The sequence below is a fragment of the Microvirga flavescens genome (assembly GCF_003290125.1).
GTDB lineage: Bacteria > Pseudomonadota > Alphaproteobacteria > Rhizobiales > Beijerinckiaceae > Microvirga > Microvirga flavescens.
The window spans coordinates 1,035,339-1,056,469 of the sequence record NZ_QMKH01000001.1 but is presented as its reverse complement, the minus strand read 5'-3'; the positions used below and the strand labels follow the sequence as shown (position 1 = coordinate 1,056,469).

Below are 21,131 nucleotides of genomic sequence, written 5' to 3'. Positions count from 1 at the left end.
TTAACGCCCCGTCTTCATGTCTTCGATAGACTGAGCCATGAATTCCTGCAATTTCAGCCGCAGCTGGGATTCGTCGGCCGACTTGCCCGCAGCCTCGAGGTCACCCTTGACCTTGCGCAGCACGTCCCCGTCGCCCGCTTCCTCGAAATCGGCCAGAATCACGCTCTTGGCATAGGCGTCCGCCTCATCCCCGGTTTTGCCGAGCAGGCCTGCCACCCACAGACCCATGAGCCTGTTGCGCCGCGCGGTGGCCTTGAACCGCAATTCCTCATCGATGGCGAATTTCTTCTCGAAGGCCTCTTCGCGCTTGTCGAACTCGGTCATGAACTGCTCCTCCCTTTGTTGGTGCTTACCGCGATATAAGGGCGCGCCCCGCCTGCCGCCAAGGATGGGCCTTGAAAATAAACCCTGGCGACCTGATTTCAGCGGCATGAGCTTCACATGCCTGCGTTGTGCTTGTCCGAGGGATCGGATAGGTTGCGCTTCAAGCCGGAGGGCGGTCCGCCCGCCTCTCCTGCGAGCCGCGGATCTGCATGACTATCAGGGAGCCGCGGCATGGATTTCCTCAAACCACGGTACACGCTGATGAATCGCCGCCGTCGCATTTACGAAGGCAAGGCGAAGGTCCTCTATGAGGGACCGGAGCCGGGAACTCTCGTCCAGCACTTCAAGGATGACGCTACCGCCTTCAATGCCAAGAAACACGAAGTGATCGACGGCAAAGGCGTCCTGAACAACCGGATTTCGGAATTTGTCTTCCAGAATCTGAACGACATCGGCGTCCCGACCCACTTCATCCGCCGCCTCAACATGCGCGAGCAGCTGATCCGCGAGGTCGAGATCATCCCGCTCGAGGTCGTGGTTCGCAATGTGGCCGCCGGGTCGCTCTCGACCCGCCTCGGCATCGAGGAAGGCACGCAGCTCCCGCGCTCGATCATCGAATTCTATTACAAGAACGACGCCTTGAACGACCCGATGGTCTCGGAAGAGCACATCACCGCCTTCGGCTGGGCGACGCCGCAGGAGATCGACGACATCATGGCGCTCGCCATCCGCGTCAACGATTTCCTCTCCGGCCTCTTCCTTGGCGTCGGCATCCGTCTCGTCGACTTCAAGATGGAAACCGGCCGCCTGTGGGAAGGCGAGATGATGCGGATCGTCGTCGCCGACGAGATCTCCCCGGATTCCTGCCGCCTGTGGGACATCAAGTCCAAGGACAAGCTGGACAAGGACCGCTTCCGCCGCGACATGGGCGGCCTCGTGGAAGCCTACTCGGAAGTGGCCCGCCGCCTCGGCATCCTCTCCGAGAACGAGAACCCAGCCATGCCCGGCCCGCGCCTCGTGCAGTAAGGCGCTTCCCGCATCCCGAATCAATCAAGCCCGGCCCCGCGCCGGGCTTTTTCGTTAGAGCCACCCTTCACCTCTCCCCGGCGGGGAGAGGTCGAGCGAAGCGAGGGTGAGGGGCCCGGCCCCATCGACGACGGGCGAACTTTGCCGCATAGAAACGTCATGCCGGTTCTTCGCCTGTCCGCCCTTATCCTCCTGATCGCCTTGAGCGGCTGTTCCTACATCCCTCGCAACGTCGCCGGGGTGCCCGAACATGCGCCGTGGTTCTCTATTCCGCTCAAGCCCCTGATCGCCGAGGAGCGGGGCGAGCCGGAGGCGATTTCAGCCTGCGAGGAATGCGGCGCGGGAATGGTCGCGGGTGTCCTGCGCCTCCACGGAAAGGATGCGGACGAGGCCGAGGCGGCGTTGCGAAACCCACAAGCTCTCGCGAAAGCCCTTATCCGGCAAAAAGGAAAAGTGAAGGTCATCGCCTCAGCACGACGCCTTGAGGACGGCGCAAGCCGCGGCTTTGTGCTCTCGCTCGCCCGCGCTGATGCCGTAAAGCCACCGGTCTGGGGGGCGGCCCTTGCCCGCCGGGAGGGGGAGAGCTTGCACGTTTTCCTCGTCATCGGCCCCAGCGAGAGCGAGGTGGAAGCCGCCGTGCGTAGAATTGCCGGGGCCTGAGCGTCAGAATCATTGTCTCCGGCGGCCAATGCCTTTATGGCGTTGGCTGAAATCCCAACCGGCCCGGATCAGACCCATGAAAGCTCGCGTCACCGTCACCCTCAAGAACGGCGTTCTCGACCCGCAGGGCAAAGCCATCGAGGGAGCCCTGCAATCCCTCGGCGTCGACGGCATCGGCAGTGTGCGTCAGGGCAAGGTGTTCGACATCGAACTGAACACCACCGACAAGGCGAAGGCTGAAGCGTCGCTGAAGGCAGCCTGCGAAAAGCTTCTCGCGAATACGGTGATCGAGAACTACAAGATCGACCTGATCTGAACCGTCATGCCCGGACCCGATCCGGGCATCTTTGTTTCATGCGCCGAGAAGGCGCCATGACGAGAGAAGGATGAGCTTATGAAATCCGCTGTCATCGTCTTTCCCGGCACCAATCGCGACGGCGATGCGGTGCGCGCGCTCAAATCGGTGGGCTCGCAGGTCGAAAAAGTCTGGCACGCGGAAACGGCTCTGCCGTCCGGCACCGATCTCGTGGTGCTGGGTGGCGGCTTTTCTTATGGCGACTACTTGCGCTGCGGCGCGATTGCCGGGCGCGCGCCGATCATGGACGCGGTGCGCGCGCATGCGGCGCGCGGCGGCCTGGTGCTCGGTATCTGCAACGGATTTCAGATCCTATGCGAATCGGGGCTTCTTCCCGGCATCCTGATGCGCAACGCCAACCTGAAATTCATCTGCCACCGTCAGTTCCTGAAGGTGGAGCGCAACGACACCGCTTTCACGAAGGCCTACGCCAAGGGGCAGGCCATCGACGTCTGTGTTGCGCATGGCGAGGGCAACTACACCGCCGATGGCGAGACGCTGAAGCGGATCGAAGGCGAGGGACTCGTCGCCTTCCGCTACAGCGACGCGCACGGGCATGTGACGCCGGATGCGAACCGCAACGGTTCCATGAATTCCATCGCGGGCATCTATTCCGACAAGCTCAACGTGCTCGGCATGATGCCTCATCCGGAAAACCTGATCGAAGACCTGATAGGCGGCACCGACGGGCGCGGCCTGTTCGAGAGCCTGATGACGTTCACCGCGAAAGCGGCTTGATCCCTTTTCCAAACGCGAGACACCGATGATCCGCAACGACGTCGCCATCACCCCGGAACTCGTCAAGGAGCATGGCCTCAAGCCCGATGAATACGAGCGCTTCGTCGCTCTCATCGGCAGGACGCCGACGCTGACCGAGCTCGGCATCGTCTCGGCCATGTGGAACGAGCACTGCTCCTACAAATCCTCGCGCATCCATCTGCGCGGCCTGCCGACGAAAGCGCCGTGGGTCATTCAAGGACCGGGCGAGAACGCGGGCGTCATCGATATCGGCGACGGGCAGGCTTGCATCTTCAAGATGGAGAGCCACAACCACCCCTCCTACATCGAACCCTATCAGGGCGCGGCGACCGGCGTCGGCGGCATTCTGCGCGACGTGTTCACGATGGGCGCGCGGCCCATCGCGTCCCTGAACTTCCTGTGCTTCGGCGAGCCATCGCACCCGAAGACGCAGCACCTCGTGTCGGGCGTCGTTTCGGGCATTGGCGGCTACGGCAATTCCTTCGGCGTGCCGACGGTGGGCGGCAGCGTCAACTTCCATGCGCGCTACAACGGCAACATCCTCGTCAACGCGATGGCTGTCGGCCTCGCGCGCACGGATGAGATTTTCTACGCCACGGCCACCGGCGTCGGAAACCCGATCGTCTATCTCGGCTCCAAGACCGGCCGCGACGGCATCCACGGCGCGACGATGGCCTCCGCCGAGTTCGACGACGCATCGGAGGAAAAGCGCCCGACCGTGCAGGTGGGCGACCCCTTCGCGGAAAAGCTGCTGCTCGAAGCCTGCCTCGAACTCATGAAGTCCGGCGCGGTGATCGCGATTCAGGACATGGGCGCTGCGGGTCTCACCAGTTCCGCCGTCGAAATGGGCGCGAAGGGCAACCTCGGCATCGAGCTCGATCTCGACAAGGTGCCCTGCCGCGAAGAAGGTATGACCGCCTACGAGATGATGCTTTCCGAGAGCCAGGAGCGCATGCTCATGGTGCTCAAGCCCGGCATGGAAAAGCAGGCGGAAGCCATCTTCCACAAATGGGGCCTCGATTTCGCGATCATCGGCAAGACCACGGACACGCTTCGCTTCGTCATCAAGCACCAGGGCGAGGCGAAGGCCGATCTGCCGATCAAGGAACTCGGCGACGAAGCTCCGCTTTATGACCGCCCGCACGTGGCGAGCCCGAAGCAGCCCGTCATCGCGGCCGACAGCGTGAAGGCTCCCGTTTCCGACGTCGAGGCTCTGCTCAAGCTCGCCGGCTCGCCCGACCAGTGCTCGAAGCGCTGGGTGTGGGAGCAATACGACCACCTCATCCTCGGCAACACCGTGCAGGTGCCGGGGGGCGACGCCGCCATCGTGCGCATCGAGGACGGGCCGAAGGGCCTCGCGCTCACCACCGACGTCACGCCGCGCTATTGCGAGGCCGATCCTTTCGAGGGTGGCAAGCAGGCGGTGGCCGAAGCCTGGCGCAACATCACCGCCGTTGGCGGATTGCCCCTCGCCATCACCGACAACCTGAATTTCGCCAGCCCCGAGCGGCCTGAGGCAATGGGCCAGCTCGTCGGCTGCCTGAAAGGCATCGGCGAAGCCTGCCGCACCCTCGATTTCCCCGTCGTGTCGGGCAATGTCTCGCTCTACAATGAGACCAACGGCCAGGGCATTCTGCCGACGCCCGCCATTGGCGGCGTGGGTGTCGTTGCCGATGTCTCGGTGCACGCCAGCATCGCCCTGAAACGGGCCGAGGACGTGCTGATCCTGATCGGCGAGACGAACGGTTGGCTCGGCCAGTCGATTTATCTTCGCGACGTCTGCGGGCGCGAGGAAGGCGCTCCGCCACCGGTCGATCTCGCCGCCGAAAAGCGCAACGGCGATTTCGTGCGCCAGCTCATCCGCTCCGGCCAGGTCGACACCGTGCACGATTGCTCGGACGGCGGCATCGCGCTCGGCGTCGCTGAAATGACGATGGCACGCGGCATCGGCGCGATCATCGGCTATGCGCCGGACAACATTCCGCGCCACGCCTTCCTCTTCGGCGAGGATCAGGGCCGCTATGTGATCGCGGTCGATCCGGATGAGGCTGCCGATATTCTCTATGAAGCCACAGCCCTCGGCATTCCCGCCGTCACTCTGGGCCTCACGGGCGGCGATTCATTGATTCTGCCGGGCGAGCAGGCCATATCGGTGAAAGATCTGAAGGCGGCCCACGAGAACTGGCTGCCGAACTACATGGCCGGCAAGGCCTGAACGGGGAAAGAAGCGCACATGGCGATGGATGCAGGCGAAATCGAGAGCATGATCCGCGAGGCTCTCCCCGACGCGAAGATCGAGATCAAGGACCTGGCGGGCGACGGCAACCACTATGCCGCCACCGTCGTCTCCTCCGCCTTCGCGGGCAAGAACCGGGTGCAGCAGCATCAGATGGTCTATGCCGCGCTCAAGGGAAACATGGGCGGCGTGTTGCACGCTCTTGCGCTCACGACGCTGACGCCCGACAATCATTGACAGGAACCCCGGCGCCTTGACCGCCGGGATGAAGGAGACCTCTTATGACCGACGCCCGTCAGGTGATCGACAACGAAGTGAAGTCCAACGACGTCGTGCTCTTCATGAAGGGCACCCCCCAGTTCCCCATGTGTGGGTTCTCGGGCCAGGTGGTCCAGATCCTGGGCTATCTCGGCGTGTCCTATAAGGGCATCAACGTGCTTGAGGACGAGGGCATCCGCCAGAGCATCAAGGACTATTCCAACTGGCCAACGATTCCGCAGCTCTACGTGAAGGGCGAGTTCATCGGCGGCTGTGACATCACCCGCGAGATGTTCCAGACGGGCGAGCTGCAGCAGCTCTTCGCGGACAAGGGCATCGCGGTCAAGCAATCGGCCTGATCTGCAATTCCGATTTTCAGGATTTTTCAGGAACGGGGCGAGAGCCCTGTTTTTGTTTTTTTGTCGCATTCCGCAACACACCCGCCTTCCGCCACAATCGTCCTGTTCGAATGGGCGCAAAGACAAGCCCGATAGCGAGCGGATGACGGGGGTTTCCTGAAATGGATGACACTGGAACGAACATCCTTGCCTTCACGCATGGCAGGAAGAGAAACGCTTCGGCGCTCTCCGAAAACCTCATCGAAACCGTTTATGCGGCGGGCTCGATTGCCGTGCCCGCGGACGATCTGGCGACAAAGACGGCGGCCGTCATGCTGCAGGCTCTCGGCTTCATCGTCATCGACGCAGTCCGCACCGACGGCACTCTGCAGCATCTGAAGCGCGGCGAGACGCGCGAGGCTATGCAGAGGCCCTGGCGTCTTTCCAAGCCCGCCTTTTCAGGAGAGGCCGGCGTTCCCGACGCCGACGGAGCGTTCAAGAAGCTCGTCTAAGTCAGCCTAGGAACGCCCGAGGGCGGCGCGGATGAAGGCGAGCGCATCCGGCGAATGCCATTCGGCGGGCCCTTTCAGCAGCGCGATCTCGCAGCCCGAGCCATCCACCAGAACGGTCGTCGGCAGGCCGACGACGTGGCCCGACTTCTGCAGGGTCTGAAGCACCTTGCCCGACGGGTCGGCGTAATAGGCGAGGTTATGGATACCGTTTTCCTGCAACCACGCCTTCGGCTTGTCGGGATTGCGCGTGTCCACGTTGATGGCCACGACCTCGAAGTCGCCAGCCCCGAGTTCGGCCTGAAGCTTGTCGAGGGCGGGCATCTCCTCCCGGCAGGGCACGCACCAGGTCGCCCAGAGATTGACGAGAACCGCCTTGCCCTTGAAATCCGACAGCGCCTTCGGCTGGCCCGCCGCATCGGTGAAGGCGAGCGCAGGTGGTGTCTTGGACGTCTGCGGGATGGTGAGCGCCGCAAGGCTTCCCTTCGCGAGAGGGCGCACCCGCTCCAGCGCGGCCTCGGACGCGCGGCACTCCTGCGCTCCGGCGAGAAACGGGCGCGAGGGCAGACCGTAAAAAACGGCGGCTCCCAGGACGCACAGGCCGGCGAGACCGGCGATCCAGACGCCCCAACGGGGCTTTTTTTGCTCAATCGCGTTCGACATGCCGCCGATGTCGCGCGTTTCAGGCAAGACCTCAAGCCCCTAAAGCGGTCCGCCTCGTACACGACTTGGCGAGGAACCTCGGCCATCCCGCAGGCCAACAAAAAACCTCGCCGCTTGCGGCGGCGAGGTTATCGACTTCGATCGAGCAATGAGCCCACTCAGACGATGAAGAAATCCTTCTCGGAAATCGTGGTGAGCTTCTTCGGCAAAGTCGCGATCAGGATGGCGGCCTTCTTCCCCGTTCCGTCCTCGTCGTAATAGAGGTTGCCCTTCTTGACGTCGAAAATGATGCGGTCGCTTGCATCGTGCGCCTTGGTGCCGATCCAGAACGCGTCCTTCGAGAGCTGCAGCGGCTTCTTCTCGGTACCCTTCTTTCCGAGCTTGGTGAAGATCGCGTTCTCAAGCCAGATGCCGTCGTCCTTCACGTTGAAATCGGCAAGGGACTTCACATTGGCCTTCGACTTGTTCAGCGGCGCATCGAGAACAAAAATGTCCTTGCCTTTGCCACCCTTGAGAACGTCCTTCCCGAGGCCGCCATAGAGCTTGTCGTTGCCGTTACCTCCGACAATCTGGTTGGCGAGTTCGTTGCCGCGCAGCGTCAGCGCCGTCGATCCCTGGCCCGTGAGATTCTCCACATTCGCCGACAGCGTATAGCTCGTGATCGTGAGGATCGTATCGATGCCCGCCCCGAAATTCTCGGAGACGATATCGCCGGCATTGTCGACGGAATAAGTATCGTCGCCGAAGCCGCCAGCCATCAGATCCGCGCCGCCCTTGCCGTCGATGATGTTCGCCAGTTCGTTGCCGGTGATCGTGTTGGCGCCGGCGTTGCCTGTCAGCCGGACCGCTGCCGAACCGCTTTTCGCGGTCAAGGCTTCGATGTTGTCCTGGAGCGTGAAATCGAAGGACGCGACGACCGTATCATACCCCTCATTCGCCCGTTCGACGATCGTGTCGGCTGAATCGACCTCATAGGTGTCGTTGCCAAGACCGCCCTCGAGATGGTCCGCGCCGGCGCCGCCGTCGAGCCGGTCATCACCGAGCTCGCCATAGAGCGTGTCGTTTCCGGACTGTCCCAGGAGATAGTCGTTGCCCTTCTTGCCGGAGATGATGTCGTCATAAATGCTGCCGACGAGGTTGTTGTCGCCATCGGTGCCCGAGATCGGCCCGCCGAGGCGGTAATCGTAGATATGATAATAGATCTCGCCCGTATCTCCGGTGGGCTCGCCCTCCCCATCGAGGTTGGCATCGACCTGGTCCCAGGCCACGATGATGCGCCCGTCCAGCATCTTTACCAGGGCCGTGCCCGGGCGCTCGATCTTGTCGCCGCCGGTCGTGCTGGCGAGGAAGTCGTCCCCCCGCCGCGTCAGGTCGCCCTTGAATTCAGCGAGGTAGACATTTTCCTGCGTCTTTCCGCTATCAAGCACCTTCCTGCTGACATAGCTGACCAGGAAGCCGCCGTTGAGAGCGATGACGGAGGGTGCATATTCGTCGCCCTCCTCAATGCCGTTGACAAGGATGGCACCGCTCCCGGAGGGCGACCCGTCGGCATTGAAAACCATCGCCTTGATGCAGCTGCCGCTCGCATCGCCGCTCGTCTCCGTCCAGACGGCGACCAGCCGGCCGTCCTCGAGGGTCGTCAGGCTGACCTTGGAACCGCTTTTGATCCGGTTCGTCAGGGCGCTGTGACCGGGGGTCTCGTTCACGCCGGTCGCCGTATAGATCTTGTAATCGAGCGTGCTTCCCTCGTTGTAGAAAACGGCGAACTTGCCGCCGGGCAGCGCCAGCCCCATCGCATTGTCCCCCCCGCCAGCAGCGTGGAAGCCCGGCCTCGGCTCCCCGGTGGGACTGAAGACCCCCGCCACGACGGACCCCGCGCCAATATCCGTGTAGAAAACCACGAAGTCGCCGTTGCTTAAGGCGATAATCGAGGGATTGGAAAAATTGATCGAAGGGCCGGGAGTGGCAGAAGCGATGACGATTTCATCATCCACCCTTCCGTTTCGGTTCAGGTCGATGATGTTGCCGTTCGGATCGAAGATGCTGCCCCGAATGCTCGAAGAACCATCCGTGTTCTTTTGTTCCCAGGTCACGATGAAGTTGCCGTCGGCGAGCATCGTCACGGCCGGCTTGGTACGGACGGCGCCGGCATCTTCCTCCGGAACAGGGATCGTGATGGAGGCGGCATCCCTGCGGACACCGCCAGCATAGAAGAGCTGAACCTTGATCTGCGAGGTTCCCGAGCTTTCGTCAGCCCAGACGCCCACATACTCGCCCGTGAGGAGAGCCTGGATCTTCACGCCGATCTGCCTGCTGCCGGGAGCGTCCGGGTTGAAGGCCATCTCGTGGCCGTAGGGAATGGGAGTGCTCATAAGAATCCTCTGATGGGCTGAAGGGGGCTGCTTGCAAAAACGATATATTATCGCAAAGATCTTGCACCCCCTCCAAATGGAGAGCCCTCAAGATCGGGCCTGACATTTTCCCCCCTCGCCTCGCCCTTCGCTTCCCGCTATGGTGCGGCCACTTTCGGAGTGTCTTGATGTTGCCTGACCTGCCTTTTCTCCGCGTTGCCCTTATCGCGGGAGCCGTTGCCCTGACCCTGACTGCCTGCGGCCGCCGTGGTGCGCCCGAGGCTCCGCCGGACCCGTCCGCGCCGAAGGCTCAGCAGACCACCCAGGAAAGCGACGACGAAAGCGTGCTGCCCTCGCCCGTCGGCACGCCCAAACACAACCCCAAACGCGGCTACACGATTCCGAAATCGCAGTTCATTCTCGATCCGATCCTGTAATCGTCGCCGACGGCCCGTCTCATGCACCACTTTGCCTACCGGAACGGCGTCATGCACGCCGAGGATGTCGATGTTCGGCGGATCGCGCAGCAGATCGGCACGCCGTTCTACTGCTATTCCAGCGCCACGCTGGAGCGGCACTACCGTGTGCTGACGGAAGCGTTCGCCGATACGGACGCTCTTGTCTGCTACGCCATGAAGGCGAATTCCAACCAGGCTGTGCTGGCGACCCTCGCGCGCCTCGGGGCCGGCATGGACATCGTTTCGGAGGGCGAATTGCGCCGGGCCCTCGCCGCTGGCGTGCCGGGTGAGCGGATCGTGTTCTCCGGCGTCGGCAAGACGAAGTCGGAAATGGCTCTGGCGCTCGACAGCGGTATTCTGTGCTTCAACGTGGAATCGGAGCCCGAGCTCGAAGCTCTCTCCGAAGTCGCTCTTTCGAAAGGCGTGCGCGCGCCGGTCTCGATCCGCATCAACCCGGATGTGGACGCCAAGACGCACAAGAAGATCTCGACTGGAAAGTCAGAGAACAAGTTCGGCATTCCCATTGCCCGCGCCCGCGAGGTCTACGCCCACGCGGCGAGGCTGAAGGGACTGCAGGTCACCGGCGTCGACATGCACATCGGCAGCCAGATCACGGATCTTTCGCCCTTCGACAACGCAACGGCGCTTCTCGCGGAACTCGCGCGCGATCTGATGGCGGATGGTCACAAGCTCCATCACATCGATCTCGGCGGCGGCCTCGGCGTGCCTTACCGGGAAGACAACGAGCCCCCGCCGGATCCGCAGGCCTACGCGGACATCGTCAAGCGCCACACGCGCGGTCTCGGCCTGAAGCTCGTTTTCGAAATGGGCCGCCTCATCGCCGGCAACGCGGGCGTTCTCGTCACGCAGGTGATCTATGTGAAGGAAGGCGCGGACCGAACCTTCGTCATCGTCGACGCGGCGATGAACGATCTGATCCGCCCGACGCTCTATGACGCGCATCACGACATCAAGCCCGTCATCGAACCCGGCCGCAACGCGACCCACATCGTCGCCGATGTGGTCGGCCCCGTTTGCGAAACGGGCGATTACCTGGCGCTCGCGCGCGACATGCCCGCCGTGAAGGCCGGCGACCTCCTCGTCGTCATGACCGCCGGCGCGTATGGCGCCGTGCAGGCGACGACCTACAACACGCGCCGTCTTGTTCCGGAAGTTCTGGTGAAAGGTGGAGAGCACGCGGTGGTCAGGCCGCGCCAGACTTACGAGGAGCTGATCGGCCTCGATCGGTTGCCGGGCTGGCTCACCTGAGATTCAAGACGCCTCGCAATGGTGCTACAAAAAACCCCGGCAAATCCTTGCCGGGGTTTTTGCGTTCTCACACTCAGGCGAAGATGAGAAAGTCCTTGTAGGTTATCGTGCTGACCTTGACCTTCTCGAGGGTCGCGATCTCGACAGCGGCCTTCTTGCCCGTACCGTCAACGTCGTAAAGAACCTTGCCTTTCTTGGTGACGATGATGCGATCGTCCGCATCATGCGCCTTGTCGCCGATCCAGAAAGCGTTCTTCTTCAACGTGCCGACCTTGCCGACTTTGGTGAAGATGGTGCGCGAGAGGGCGATGGTATCGTCCTTCGCGTTGAAGTCCTTGATGACATCGACATTCAGCTTCTTGACCGGCCTGGTGTCGAACACGAACGTGTCCTTGCCCTTGCCGCCGGTGAGCACGTCGTTACCGGTGCCGCCGGAAATCCGGTTGGCGCCGGAATTACCGATGATCGTGTCGTTCATGTTGGCGCCGCCAAGCGTCAGCGGCGCGGTTCCAGCCGCCGCCTTGAGAATCTCGACTTGCGTGTCGTTGCCGAGGGACGCGCTGTAGCCGACGATGATCGTATCGCGGCCGCCGCCGGCGGTCTCAATGATCGCGTCACCCGGCGTCATGTAGAACACATCGTCGCCATTGCCACCGACCAATGTGTCCATGCCGTCGCCGCCGTCGAGCGTGTCGCTGCCGTCACCGCCGATGATCGAATCGTTGCCGCCAAGACCCATGAGATAGTCGTTGCCGGCCAGCCCATCCATGTCGTCGTCATTCTGCGTGCCGGCGTGCGTGTCGGCCCCACCCGTGCCCGTCCAGAGGGGAACCGGATTGAACACTTCGGTGAAGAACTTGGACCCTTCGTAAGGCGACGCGTATTCCCAAGCGACAGCGAAGGATCCACCGGCGAGCGGAACGATGGAGGCGTCCATCTGGTCGCCCGAGGTGTTCGCGCCGACCGATGTCAGACCGACCAGAGGCTGACCGTCCGCCGTGTAGGTCGCGGCATAGACGTTCTTGTCGCCGTAGGAATCGGTGGTGACGAGAAGCGCCAGAGTTCCATCCGATAGCTGCGAGATCTTCGTATCGAGAATCGTGCCGGCCGGTTTGGCGAAAGTGAGAACGCTGCCACTCTTACTATGGCTGGCGTCGAAGAACTGCGCGTTGATGACGGCGGTGCCCGCATTCACGTCCTGCCAGGTCACGACGAACTTTCCGCCGGCGAGAGCAGTGACCGCGTGGTGAACATTCGCATCGGTCGCCACGCGATCGATGATGGTGAACCCCAAAGCCGTTTCAACCTGAAGATCACCCGCAGCGTTCGCGTAGATCAGAACCTGCTCGTTGTTCGTCAGGATCGTCGATGCGTGATGCACATCGTCGGGAGAGAGCAGACCGTCGTCCACAGTTGTCGTGACTGTGTGATATCCATACCAGGCCTGATTGGGGGAGTCAGTCATCTCCCGCGTTCCCTGGTACACGATGGAATAACCGCCGTCGTCCAGGGCATAAACCTTGGGAGTTTTTTCGGAAATCAGGCCGGCCCAATCAACGGTCTCCACGGTGCCGCCTGTAAAGCTCGCGTCGAGAACAAGCTTCTTGATCTGTCCGCCCTGCATCCAGGTGACGATGGACTTGCCGGCATCGATTCCCTTCAGCGCGGCAACGCTGACGTCGCTGAAGGAGGCCGTCGCATCCGAGACAATCGTGAGCTGGCCGCCCTTCTTCGACCCGTCGGCATTGAAGACCTGGCCGTAGATGGCGCCTCCATCAGCAGGCGAGGTGGTGCTCCAAACTGCAAGATAAGTGCCGTCTGCCAGCTTGGTCATGCTGCCGTTGTCGGCGAACATGCTGAATGTCGCGCCCCTTGATAGCCTCGCCATGAAATCACCTTTGGAATGACAAGAAACGATATTACGTACCAAGTTGGATTTATTAATCCTCCTCCTCCTTCAGAGCAAGCGCAGGCCGGAGGACATGAACCTGCGGTTCTGAACAACTTCGCGCTCGCACACGGAACTTTCGGGAGCATTCAGCCATGTCTCCCGAGTGCCGCGTTGACAGAGATTTGATCGGCAGACTTTGCTCCCTCATCCGGGCCTTCCGTGTTAGCGTTGGTTCCGGAGGGCTGTTTTTTGGAGACGCGCCCCGCGGAAAGTCAGCGCGGCAGGAGTTGTACGGCATGACCGAAGGCCCAGGGCCGATCCCCGAGCAAGGTCATCTTCAAGAGCGGCTTGAAGGCCTTGTCCTGCGCGCACGCCTGGCCCTGTGGTGGGAAAAAGCCTGGCCCGCCCTGTGGCTGCCGCTCGCCGTGATCGGCGTCTTTCTCACCGTCTCCTGGCTCGGCCTGTGGTTTGAGGTGACGCCGCTCGTTCGCATGCTCGGCGTCGGGCTGTTCGGACTTGCGCTTCTCGCCTCGTTCTGGCGGCTGCTCCGATTGCATCGGGCGCGGCGGGCGGAGGCGCTTGACCGGCTCGACCGGGATTCCGGCCTGCCGCACGGCCCTGCGCGCGCCCTCGACGATCACCTTGCCACAGGAACGGACGATCCCGGAACGGCGGCTCTGTGGGAATTGCACCGCAAGCGCGCCGCGGCGGCGCTTGATCGCCTTCGTGTCGCCGCCCCCCGCCCCGACATGCCCCGGCGCGATCGCCTGGCTTTGCGCGCGGCGGGCCTTTTGACTGTTGCCGCCAGCGCCTTCGTCGCCGGGCCCGAGATCGGTGAGAGGCTGAAAGCCGCGTTCGACTGGCGCGCGCCCAGCCCGCGCAGCACCGCTTTCCGGGTCGATGGGTGGATCGACCCGCCGCTCTACACGCGCCTGCCGCCGCTGATGATCGACCTGTCGCAGGGCGAGCAACGCCTCCGCGCACCGGTGAGATCGACCATCGTCATTCGAATCGCGGGCGACGGCGAAGCCACCGTCAAACCCGAGCGCGGTCTCACCCCGCTGCCGGAAACCGCGACGAGGCGTCAGGATTTGCGCGAGCAGCGTTTCACGCTTGACGGCGGCGCCGAACTCTCCGTGAAAACGGGCTTTTCTCATGCGATGCGCCTCATCGTGGAAGCGGTGCCTGACAGCCCCCCGGAGATTGCCTTTACGGGACAGCCCGAGGTCAACGCCCGCGGCACGTTCACCCTCGCCTATAAGGGCAAGGATGATTACGGAATTTCTTCCATCGAAGGCCTTGTCGAAAAGGCGGACATAAAGGGCCGCTCGCTCGTGCCGGCTCCGCAGATCACCCTGTCGCTCCCGGCGCCGGATGGCACAGAAACCCGCTCCGTCGTCGATCTGACGGAGCACCCCTGGGCCGGCGCGCGCGTGAAGCTGAAGCTGCGCGTGAAGGATGATGCCGGCCAGGAAGCGACGAGCGAGGCCATCGAGTTCAGGCTGCCGCAGCGTGCCTTCAGCAATCCGCTCGCCAAGGCCCTGGTGGAGCAGCGCAGCCTGCTCGTTCTCGCGCCCGATGACCGCAGGCGGGTTCAGACCGCGCTCGATACCCTGTTGATCGCACCCGATGTCTACACGCCGCAATGGGGCGTCTTCATCGGCCTGCGCACCGCAGCACAACGTCTGCGACGGGCAAGGACCGATGCGGAACTGATCGACATCGCCGACTGGCTCTGGACGATGGCGGTACAGATCGAGGACGGCAATTTGAGCGAAGCGGAACGCGACCTTCGCGCCGCGCAGGACCAATTGCGCGAGGCCATCGAGCGCGGCGCGCCCGATGAGGAGATCAACCGCCTGACCCAGCAACTGCGTCAGGCGATGGATAAATTCCTGCGCGAGTTCGCCCAGCGCCTGCAGCAGCAGGATCCGAAAGCGCAGCAGAACCAGCGCGTGCCAGACCGCATCATCACGCAGAACGATCTCAACCGCATGCTGCGCCAGATGCAGGAGGCCATGCGGCGCGGCGACATGGCCGAGGCGCAGCGCCTGCTCGACCAGTTGCGCAACATTCTCGAAAACCTGCAGATGGTGCGGCCCGACAGCCGCATGACCGATCCCCTCGGGCGGGAAATGAACCAGGCCATGCGGAATCTGGAGGACATGGCGCGCGAGCAGCAGCAATTGCGCGACGACACTTTCCAGGGCGGGCAGAACCGTCGCATGCGCCAGGGAGAGCGCAACCGCCAGCAGCAGGGTCAGGAGAACGAGGACGGCGATCCGATGCAAGGGTTCTCGCAGCGCCAGCAGGCTCTGCGCGACAGGCTTCAGGATTTGCAGAACCGGATGCGCGGTCTTGGCATGGAACCCGAGGACGGCCTCGGCGATGCCGAACAGGCAATGCGGGACGCCGAGAGCGCGATGGGGCAGGGCCAGGACGGCGAGGCGGTGGAAGCCCAGGGCCGCGCCCTCGAAGGCCTGCGGCGCGGCATGCAGGGCATGGCGCAGCAGATGCAGCCGGGCCAGGGCAACGATCAGGGCAACGACCAGGCCGGCGATCAGGGCGAGGACGGCAACGGCAACCCGTCTGGCCGCCGATCCGGAGGGCAGGCGGACAATCTCGACCCGTTGGCACGCCCCTGGCGGGAACGGGGCGAGTCTCCTGACGGCAGGCCGATCCCGGGGCTCGGGCGCGGCGGTAACGCGGCGCGGATTCTGGACGAATTACGCCGTAAACTGGGCGACCCGAACCGGCCGCAGGAAGAGCTGAACTACTTCGAGCGTTTGCTGCGACGCAATTAACCTATATCGAAAGTTTTCGAACGGTGAGTCGCGTACCTTGCGCGCCCGCCCTGTCGCCTGCGTCCAAGGATCTCGCCATGAGCAGCTTCTCGAACATCCTCGTTTCCGTCGCTATCGCCAGCGTCGCCATCGTGCTGCTTCTGGGGCTTATCAACATGATGCGGGGCGGCAGCCCGAACCGCTCGCAGCAGCTCATGCGCCTGCGCATTCTCCTGCAATTCACAGCCATCGTGATCATCATGGCCGTGCTCTGGTGGCGTGCGGCCTAAAGGTCACGCTGACCTCATATTGACACGCTCCCGCCATCGTTCTTTAAAGGTGCCGCTTATGGATAACCGTTCCTTAACGTGAGCGGGTCCATGAATTCATTCTTTAACACCGAAGGGAAGCGATGCGCCCCAGCACGATCACAGGCCTGAGCCTTTTGATTGCGTTGGTCGGAGCGTCCGGTGCCGTTGCGGCAGATGCCAAGCGGACACAGGCGCCCCCGGCGGAGCCGACCGCCGTCATCGCCCCCACGTCGAGCTTCGTTTCCGAGTTGCGCTTCGGCCTTTCCGCCGAAGATCCTTGGGGACCGGAAGGTCGCAATACCTCCGCGAACCTGACCGGCGAAATCCTCTTCGCCAAGCCCTTCACGGCCTCCGATCTGTTCACGAGCTATTTCGTGCCGCGCCCGCATGTGGGCGGCAGCGTGAATTTCCAGGGCTATACCAACTTCGCCTATGCCGGCCTGACCTGGACGGTGGACATTACTCCCAGCTTCTTCGTGGAAGGCAGCCTGGGCGGCGCGGTCCATAATGGCGACCGCAACCACTTCTATACCCCGCCGGATCGGTCCGCCCTCGGCTGTTCGCCGCTGTTCCGCGAATCCGGCTCGGTCGGCGTGCGGCTCGCGGCTAACTGGAGCCTGATGGCGACCGTCGAGCACCTCTCGAACGGCGGCTCCTGCGCCGACAACAGGGGCCTGACGAATATCGGCGCGCGGGTCGGTTATTCTTTCTAGCGCTTCGAAGCGCGATCTGACGCCCCGTCTATCCTGCCCAATTTGCCACGGCGGCTGCGGCAGGCGAATATCCAGCCGTTCCTGAAAAACTGTAACTCACCGGTCGCTCATGGTCGTTCTCAACCGCATCTACACCCGCACCGGCGATGACGGCACCACCGCGCTCGCCGCCGGCGGACGTCGCTCGAAATACGATTTGCGCATCGAGGCCTTCGGCACTGTCGACGAGACGAATGCCTGCATCGGCATGGTTCGTCTGCACACCGAAGGCCACAGCCTCGATGAGATGCTGGCGCGCATCCAGAACGATCTGTTCGACCTCGGTTGCGACCTCGCGACCGTCGAGACGGACAAGCCGCTTCCCTACACGCCCCTGCGCATCAGCGAAGGCCAGGTGGAGCGGCTGGAACGCGAGATCGACCTTCTGAACGCGGAGCTGGCCCCTTTACGCTCCTTCGTGCTGCCCGGCGGCACGGCGGCGGCCGCCACCCTTCATCTCGCGCGCACGGTCTGCCGCCGCGCCGAGCGCCGAGTGGTGGAACTCGCCGACCGGCCTGACGAGGAGATCTCCGCAGCAGCGGTGAAATATCTCAACCGCCTTTCCGACTTCCTGTTTGTCGCGTCGCGTTCCATCAACGACAACGGCGCGCTCGACGTTCTGTGGGTGCCCGGGCAGAACCTCTGAGGCGGACCATGTTCCTGCCCCTGCATGACGGCGTTCCGCTCAAGAACATGAAGACCCCGGCGGCGACCCGCCTGACGATCGGCGCGTGCGTGGCCATCTATCTCTTCACGCGCTTCGGACCGCTTGGGGCGGATGCGATGGCGGCGGGGCTCGGGCTCCTGCCCTCCGTGTTCTTCGGCAATGAATTTCTGCCCGAGGGCTATCCTTTTCTGCCGGTGCCGCTCACGCCCGTCACCAGCATCTTCGTGCATGTCTCGTTGCTTCATCTTGTCGGGAACATGCTGTTCCTGTGGGTCTTCGGCGACAATGTAGAAGATGCGATGGGGCATGTGCGCTTTCTCGTCTTCTTCATCGCATGTGGAACGGCGGCGGCCCTCGTCCACGCCTACACGAACCCCGATTCCAGCCGCCCGCTGATCGGCGCTTCGGGCGGCGTCTCGGGCGTCGTCGCGGCCTATCTCATTCTCTATCCGCGCGTGCGGATCTGGGCCCTGTTCTGGGTCGGCATTCCCCTTCACGTTCCGGCTTTCTGGGCCATCGGCTTCTGGATCGCGCTCCAGGCCGGCTCCGCTTTCTTCGGAAGCGACGACGGCGTGGGGTGGTTCGCGCATCTCGGCGGCTTCGCGGCGGGAGCATTTCTGGTCCCCTTCATGAGGTATCGTCATGACCCTATTCTCGCACGCTTAGAAGCTCACAAAATCAGTGCCTTACGCTGAGAAGAATCGCGCTCTTCGCGTTGACAATCGATAGCCGCCCGCTACGGTCCCCAGCATCCAGACGCCAATCCAAATGGAGGGGTGGGACCCGTCCCGATTTCTCTCCGGATAAGGTCTTTTCAACGAGGACATCCCATGAAGCTTCTTGTGCCTGTGAAGCGTGTCGTTGACTACAACGTGAATATCCGCGTGAAGAGTGACGGATCCGGCGTTGAACTGGCCAACGTCAAGATGTCGATGAACCCCTTCGACGAGATCGCGGTTGAAGAGGCGGTCCGCCTGAAGGAACAGGGCAAGGTGAGCGAGATCGTCGCCGTTTCGGTGGGCCCGGCGCAGGCCGGCGAGACGATCCGCACGGCACTCGCGATGGGCGCGGATCGCGGCATTCTCGTGAAGACGGATGCACCGGTCGAGCCGCTGGCGGTCGCCAAGATCCTTAAAAAACTCGTCGAGCAGGAGAAGCCGGATCTCGTGATCCTCGGCAAGCAGGCCATCGACGACGACTCGAACCAGACCGGCCAGATGCTGGCGGCCCTCCTCGGCTGGCCGCAGGGCACCTTCGCGTTCAAGGTCAATGTCGGCGAGGGCACCATCGACGTGACCCGCGAGGTCGATGGCGGCCTGCAGACGGTGGGGCTGAAGCTTCCCGCCATCGTCACGACGGACCTGCGCCTCAACGAGCCGCGCTATGCCTCGCTTCCCAACATCATGAAGGCGAAGAAGAAGCCGCTCGACGAGACGAGCCCCGAGGCGCTTGGCGTCGACGTGACGCCGCGCCTGAAGGTTCTGAAGACAACTGAGCCCGGCGGCCGCAAGGCGGGCGTGAAGGTCGCCTCGGTGGCCGAACTCGTGAACAAGCTCAAGACCGAAGCCGGCGTGCTTTAAGGGGAGGATCTTTCGATGACGACGCTTCTCATTGCCGAGCACGACAACGCTCACCTCAAGGATGCGACCCACAAGGCGCTGTCCGCCGCCGCCGCTCTCGGCGCGCCGGTGCATGTGCTGGTGGCGGGCGCAAACGCCAAGGCCGCGGCGGATGCCGCCGCAAAGCTCTCCGGCGTCGAGAAGGTGCTTCTCGCCGACAATGCTGCCTACGCGCATCAGCTCGCCGAGCCGCTCGCGGCGCTGATCGTGTCGCTGGCCGGGCCCTATGACGCCATCGTCGCGCCGGCGACCACCACGGGCAAGAACGTGCTGCCGCGCGTCGCGGCTCTCCTCGACGTGATGCAGATCTCCGACATCACCAAGGTCGTCTCGTCCGATACCTTCGAGCGGCCGATCTACGCGGGCAACGCCATCCAGACCGTGCAGGCGGGCGATGCCAAGAAGGTCATCACCGTGCGCACCGCCGCCTTCCCGGCGGCTTCCGAGGGCGGCTCCGCCGCCATCGAGAGCGTGAACGCGGCGGCCGATCCCGGCATTTCCAGCTTCAAGGGCGAGGAGATCGCAAAGTCTGACCGCCCGGAACTGACCTCGGCCAAGATCATCATCTCGGGCGGGCGCTCGCTGGGTTCTGCGGAAAACTTCGCCAAGTACATCGAGCCGATTGCCGACAAGCTCGGCGCGGCGATGGGCGCCTCGCGCGCGGCGGTGGACGCGGGTTATGCGCCCAACGACTGGCAGGTCGGCCAGACCGGCAAGGTCGTCGCACCCGCCCTCTACATCGCAGTCGGAATTTCCGGCGCCATCCAGCACCTGGCCGGCATGAAGGACTCCAAAGTCATCGTCGCCATCAACAAGGACGAGGAGGCCCCGATCTTCCAGATTGCCGATTACGGCCTTGTGGGTGACCTTTTCACAATCCTGCCTGAACTTCAGGAGGAGTTGACCAAAGCCGGTCGTTGAGGTCAGGAATAAGAGCTAACAATGAACCGGGCGGGCCTCCCGCCCGTATTGCACTCAGAAGAAGATCGTTGGGGCGATAGGCAGATGGCCATCGAGATTAAAACCGTTGGCGTGATTGGCGCCGGTCAGATGGGCAGCGGCATTGCTCATGTGTGCTCGCTCGCGGGCATCGATGTGCGCCTGAACGATCTCTCGGAAGAGCGGATCAAGACGGGCCTTGCCACCATCAACGGCAATATGGCGCGCCAGGTCTCGAAAGGGACCATCACGGAAAGCCAGCGGCAAGCGGCGCTCGCCCGCATCCTCCCGGCCCTGAGCTATGAAGATCTTGGGGTCTGCGACCTCGTGGTCGAGGCCGCCACGGAGAACGAGGAGGTGAAGCGCAAGATCTTCACCGCGCTTTGCCCCGCGCTGCCGCCCGAGACGATGGTGGCGACCAACACGTCCTCGATCTCGATCACCCGGCTCGCCTCGTCGACGGACCGTCCCGAGCGATTCATCGGCATCCATTTCATGAACCCGGTGCCGGTCATGCAACTCGTGGAGCTGATCCGCGGCATCGCGACGGAAGACCCCACTTACGAATCCGCCAAGGAGTTCATCGGCAAGCTCAACAAGACGGCGACAGTCTCCGAGGATTTCCCGGCCTTCATCGTCAACCGCATCCTTCTGCCGATGATCAACGAGGCTATCTACACCCTCTACGAGGGCGTCGGATCGGTGGAGGCCATCGACACTGCCATGCGGCTCGGCGCGAACCACCCGATGGGCCCGCTCCAGCTTGCCGACTTCATCGGCCTCGATACCTGCCTGTCGATCATGCAGGTTCTGCACGAGGGCCTGGCGGATTCGAAGTACCGCCCCTGCCCGCTTCTGGTGAAATACGTCGAGGCCGGCTGGCTTGGCCGCAAGGCCAAGCGCGGTTTCTACGATTACCGAGGCGAAAAGCCCGTCCCGACCCGATAGGGCGGACGGGCTCGA

22 protein-coding genes are annotated in these 21,131 nt (G+C 63.0%); 18 read left to right on the top strand and 4 right to left on the bottom strand.

The window, feature by feature from the left end:
* Positions 1-324 carry a DUF1476 domain-containing protein gene (locus DQW91_RS04770; protein ID WP_112662355.1) on the bottom strand — a complete coding sequence of 108 codons (324 nt, stop codon included), beginning with the start codon at positions 322-324 and terminating at the stop codon, positions 1-3.
* Positions 325-555: 231 nt separating this feature from the next.
* Here DQW91_RS04770 and purC point away from each other — a divergent pair, with 231 nt between their 5' ends.
* The 8 genes from purC to DQW91_RS04730 all read left to right on the top strand — a co-directional run bounded on the left by purC (position 556) and on the right by DQW91_RS04730 (position 6,468).
* Entirely contained in the window at positions 556-1,350 is a 795-nt protein-coding gene (gene purC, locus DQW91_RS04765; RefSeq protein ID WP_112662354.1) for a phosphoribosylaminoimidazolesuccinocarboxamide synthase, read from the top strand.
* A 159-nt stretch (positions 1,351-1,509) separates the two neighbouring features.
* Entirely contained in the window at positions 1,510-2,010 is a 501-nt protein-coding gene (locus DQW91_RS04760) for a hypothetical protein (protein WP_112662353.1), read from the top strand.
* A 76-nt stretch (positions 2,011-2,086) separates the two neighbouring features.
* Positions 2,087-2,326: a phosphoribosylformylglycinamidine synthase subunit PurS gene (gene purS, locus DQW91_RS04755; protein ID WP_112662352.1), complete on the top strand. Its 240-nt coding sequence runs from the start codon at positions 2,087-2,089 to the stop codon at positions 2,324-2,326.
* 78 nt (positions 2,327-2,404) lie between these two features.
* Positions 2,405-3,103: a phosphoribosylformylglycinamidine synthase subunit PurQ gene (gene purQ / locus DQW91_RS04750; RefSeq protein WP_112662351.1), complete on the top strand. Its 699-nt coding sequence runs from the start codon at positions 2,405-2,407 to the stop codon at positions 3,101-3,103.
* Between the two features lie 25 nt (positions 3,104-3,128).
* The gene (purL, locus tag DQW91_RS04745) at positions 3,129-5,339 is read left to right on the top strand and encodes a phosphoribosylformylglycinamidine synthase subunit PurL (RefSeq protein ID WP_112662350.1); all 2,211 of its coding nucleotides are present in this window, start codon (positions 3,129-3,131) and stop codon (positions 5,337-5,339) included.
* 18 nt (positions 5,340-5,357) lie between these two features.
* Positions 5,358-5,597, top strand: coding sequence for a BolA family protein (locus DQW91_RS04740; protein WP_112662349.1), 240 nt, complete (start codon positions 5,358-5,360; stop codon positions 5,595-5,597).
* Between the two features lie 44 nt (positions 5,598-5,641).
* Entirely contained in the window at positions 5,642-5,977 is a 336-nt protein-coding gene (gene grxD / locus DQW91_RS04735) for a Grx4 family monothiol glutaredoxin (protein WP_112662348.1), read from the top strand.
* Between the two features lie 161 nt (positions 5,978-6,138).
* Complete coding sequence (locus DQW91_RS04730) at positions 6,139-6,468, top strand: hypothetical protein (RefSeq protein WP_112662347.1); 330 nt, start codon at positions 6,139-6,141, stop codon at positions 6,466-6,468.
* Between the two features lie 6 nt (positions 6,469-6,474).
* Here the strand turns inward: DQW91_RS04730 and tlpA are convergent, their stop codons facing one another.
* Positions 6,475-7,155 (bottom strand): thiol:disulfide interchange protein TlpA, encoded by a 681-nt coding sequence (tlpA, locus tag DQW91_RS04725; protein ID WP_425373360.1) that lies wholly within the window; start codon positions 7,153-7,155, stop codon positions 6,475-6,477.
* Positions 7,156-7,286: 131 nt separating this feature from the next.
* Positions 7,287-9,500 (bottom strand): calcium-binding protein, encoded by a 2,214-nt coding sequence (locus DQW91_RS04720; protein WP_112662346.1) that lies wholly within the window; start codon positions 9,498-9,500, stop codon positions 7,287-7,289.
* Between the two features lie 167 nt (positions 9,501-9,667).
* Here DQW91_RS04720 and DQW91_RS04715 point away from each other — a divergent pair, with 167 nt between their 5' ends.
* Positions 9,668-9,916 (top strand): lipoprotein, encoded by a 249-nt coding sequence (locus DQW91_RS04715; RefSeq protein WP_112662345.1) that lies wholly within the window; start codon positions 9,668-9,670, stop codon positions 9,914-9,916.
* A 21-nt stretch (positions 9,917-9,937) separates the two neighbouring features.
* A complete protein-coding gene (gene lysA / locus DQW91_RS04710; RefSeq protein ID WP_112662344.1) occupies positions 9,938-11,206 on the top strand; it encodes a diaminopimelate decarboxylase in 1,269 nt (422 codons plus the stop codon).
* 73 nt (positions 11,207-11,279) lie between these two features.
* On the opposite strand, the gene DQW91_RS16545 is transcribed toward lysA, so the two are convergent.
* On the bottom strand, positions 11,280-13,094 hold the full coding sequence (locus DQW91_RS16545) for a calcium-binding protein (RefSeq protein ID WP_157961342.1): 1,815 nt from the start codon (positions 13,092-13,094) through the stop codon (positions 11,280-11,282).
* Between the two features lie 299 nt (positions 13,095-13,393).
* Here DQW91_RS16545 and DQW91_RS04700 point away from each other — a divergent pair, with 299 nt between their 5' ends.
* The 8 genes from DQW91_RS04700 to DQW91_RS04665 all read left to right on the top strand — a co-directional run bounded on the left by DQW91_RS04700 (position 13,394) and on the right by DQW91_RS04665 (position 21,116).
* The gene (locus DQW91_RS04700; protein WP_112662343.1) at positions 13,394-15,901 is read left to right on the top strand and encodes a TIGR02302 family protein; all 2,508 of its coding nucleotides are present in this window, start codon (positions 13,394-13,396) and stop codon (positions 15,899-15,901) included.
* Between the two features lie 77 nt (positions 15,902-15,978).
* On the top strand, positions 15,979-16,170 hold the full coding sequence (locus tag DQW91_RS04695; protein WP_112662342.1) for a twin transmembrane helix small protein: 192 nt from the start codon (positions 15,979-15,981) through the stop codon (positions 16,168-16,170).
* 122 nt (positions 16,171-16,292) lie between these two features.
* A complete protein-coding gene (locus DQW91_RS04690; RefSeq protein WP_112662341.1) occupies positions 16,293-16,904 on the top strand; it encodes an acyloxyacyl hydrolase in 612 nt (203 codons plus the stop codon).
* Positions 16,905-17,013: 109 nt separating this feature from the next.
* The gene (locus DQW91_RS04685; protein WP_112662340.1) at positions 17,014-17,589 is read left to right on the top strand and encodes a cob(I)yrinic acid a,c-diamide adenosyltransferase; all 576 of its coding nucleotides are present in this window, start codon (positions 17,014-17,016) and stop codon (positions 17,587-17,589) included.
* A gap of 8 nt (positions 17,590-17,597) precedes the next feature.
* Positions 17,598-18,305 carry a rhomboid family intramembrane serine protease gene (locus tag DQW91_RS04680; RefSeq protein WP_112662339.1) on the top strand — a complete coding sequence of 236 codons (708 nt, stop codon included), beginning with the start codon at positions 17,598-17,600 and terminating at the stop codon, positions 18,303-18,305.
* A gap of 135 nt (positions 18,306-18,440) precedes the next feature.
* Positions 18,441-19,190, top strand: coding sequence for an electron transfer flavoprotein subunit beta/FixA family protein (locus DQW91_RS04675; RefSeq protein ID WP_112662338.1), 750 nt, complete (start codon positions 18,441-18,443; stop codon positions 19,188-19,190).
* Positions 19,191-19,205: 15 nt separating this feature from the next.
* Positions 19,206-20,150, top strand: a complete 945-nt coding sequence (locus DQW91_RS04670) for an electron transfer flavoprotein subunit alpha/FixB family protein (RefSeq protein WP_112662337.1) — start codon at positions 19,206-19,208, stop codon at positions 20,148-20,150.
* Between the two features lie 84 nt (positions 20,151-20,234).
* Positions 20,235-21,116 (top strand): 3-hydroxybutyryl-CoA dehydrogenase, encoded by an 882-nt coding sequence (locus tag DQW91_RS04665; RefSeq protein ID WP_112662336.1) that lies wholly within the window; start codon positions 20,235-20,237, stop codon positions 21,114-21,116.
* Positions 21,117-21,131 lie beyond the last annotated feature (15 nt).

Coding starts and splice junctions, on each gene's coding strand:
- DQW91_RS04770 (WP_112662355.1), bottom strand. CDS start 324: ATGACCGAGTTCGACAAGCGCGAAGAGGCCTTCGAGAAGAAATTCGCC.
- purC (WP_112662354.1), top strand. CDS start 556: ATGGATTTCCTCAAACCACGGTACACGCTGATGAATCGCCGCCGTCGC.
- DQW91_RS04760 (WP_112662353.1), top strand. CDS start 1,510: ATGCCGGTTCTTCGCCTGTCCGCCCTTATCCTCCTGATCGCCTTGAGC.
- purS (WP_112662352.1), top strand. CDS start 2,087: ATGAAAGCTCGCGTCACCGTCACCCTCAAGAACGGCGTTCTCGACCCG.
- purQ (WP_112662351.1), top strand. CDS start 2,405: ATGAAATCCGCTGTCATCGTCTTTCCCGGCACCAATCGCGACGGCGAT.
- purL (WP_112662350.1), top strand. CDS start 3,129: ATGATCCGCAACGACGTCGCCATCACCCCGGAACTCGTCAAGGAGCAT.
- DQW91_RS04740 (WP_112662349.1), top strand. CDS start 5,358: ATGGCGATGGATGCAGGCGAAATCGAGAGCATGATCCGCGAGGCTCTC.
- grxD (WP_112662348.1), top strand. CDS start 5,642: ATGACCGACGCCCGTCAGGTGATCGACAACGAAGTGAAGTCCAACGAC.
- DQW91_RS04730 (WP_112662347.1), top strand. CDS start 6,139: ATGGATGACACTGGAACGAACATCCTTGCCTTCACGCATGGCAGGAAG.
- DQW91_RS04720 (WP_112662346.1), bottom strand. CDS start 9,500: ATGAGCACTCCCATTCCCTACGGCCACGAGATGGCCTTCAACCCGGAC.
- DQW91_RS04715 (WP_112662345.1), top strand. CDS start 9,668: ATGTTGCCTGACCTGCCTTTTCTCCGCGTTGCCCTTATCGCGGGAGCC.
- lysA (WP_112662344.1), top strand. CDS start 9,938: ATGCACCACTTTGCCTACCGGAACGGCGTCATGCACGCCGAGGATGTC.
- DQW91_RS16545 (WP_157961342.1), bottom strand. CDS start 13,094: ATGGCGAGGCTATCAAGGGGCGCGACATTCAGCATGTTCGCCGACAAC.
- DQW91_RS04700 (WP_112662343.1), top strand. CDS start 13,394: ATGACCGAAGGCCCAGGGCCGATCCCCGAGCAAGGTCATCTTCAAGAG.
- DQW91_RS04695 (WP_112662342.1), top strand. CDS start 15,979: ATGAGCAGCTTCTCGAACATCCTCGTTTCCGTCGCTATCGCCAGCGTC.
- DQW91_RS04690 (WP_112662341.1), top strand. CDS start 16,293: ATGCGCCCCAGCACGATCACAGGCCTGAGCCTTTTGATTGCGTTGGTC.
- DQW91_RS04685 (WP_112662340.1), top strand. CDS start 17,014: ATGGTCGTTCTCAACCGCATCTACACCCGCACCGGCGATGACGGCACC.
- DQW91_RS04680 (WP_112662339.1), top strand. CDS start 17,598: ATGTTCCTGCCCCTGCATGACGGCGTTCCGCTCAAGAACATGAAGACC.
- DQW91_RS04675 (WP_112662338.1), top strand. CDS start 18,441: ATGAAGCTTCTTGTGCCTGTGAAGCGTGTCGTTGACTACAACGTGAAT.
- DQW91_RS04670 (WP_112662337.1), top strand. CDS start 19,206: ATGACGACGCTTCTCATTGCCGAGCACGACAACGCTCACCTCAAGGAT.
- DQW91_RS04665 (WP_112662336.1), top strand. CDS start 20,235: ATGGCCATCGAGATTAAAACCGTTGGCGTGATTGGCGCCGGTCAGATG.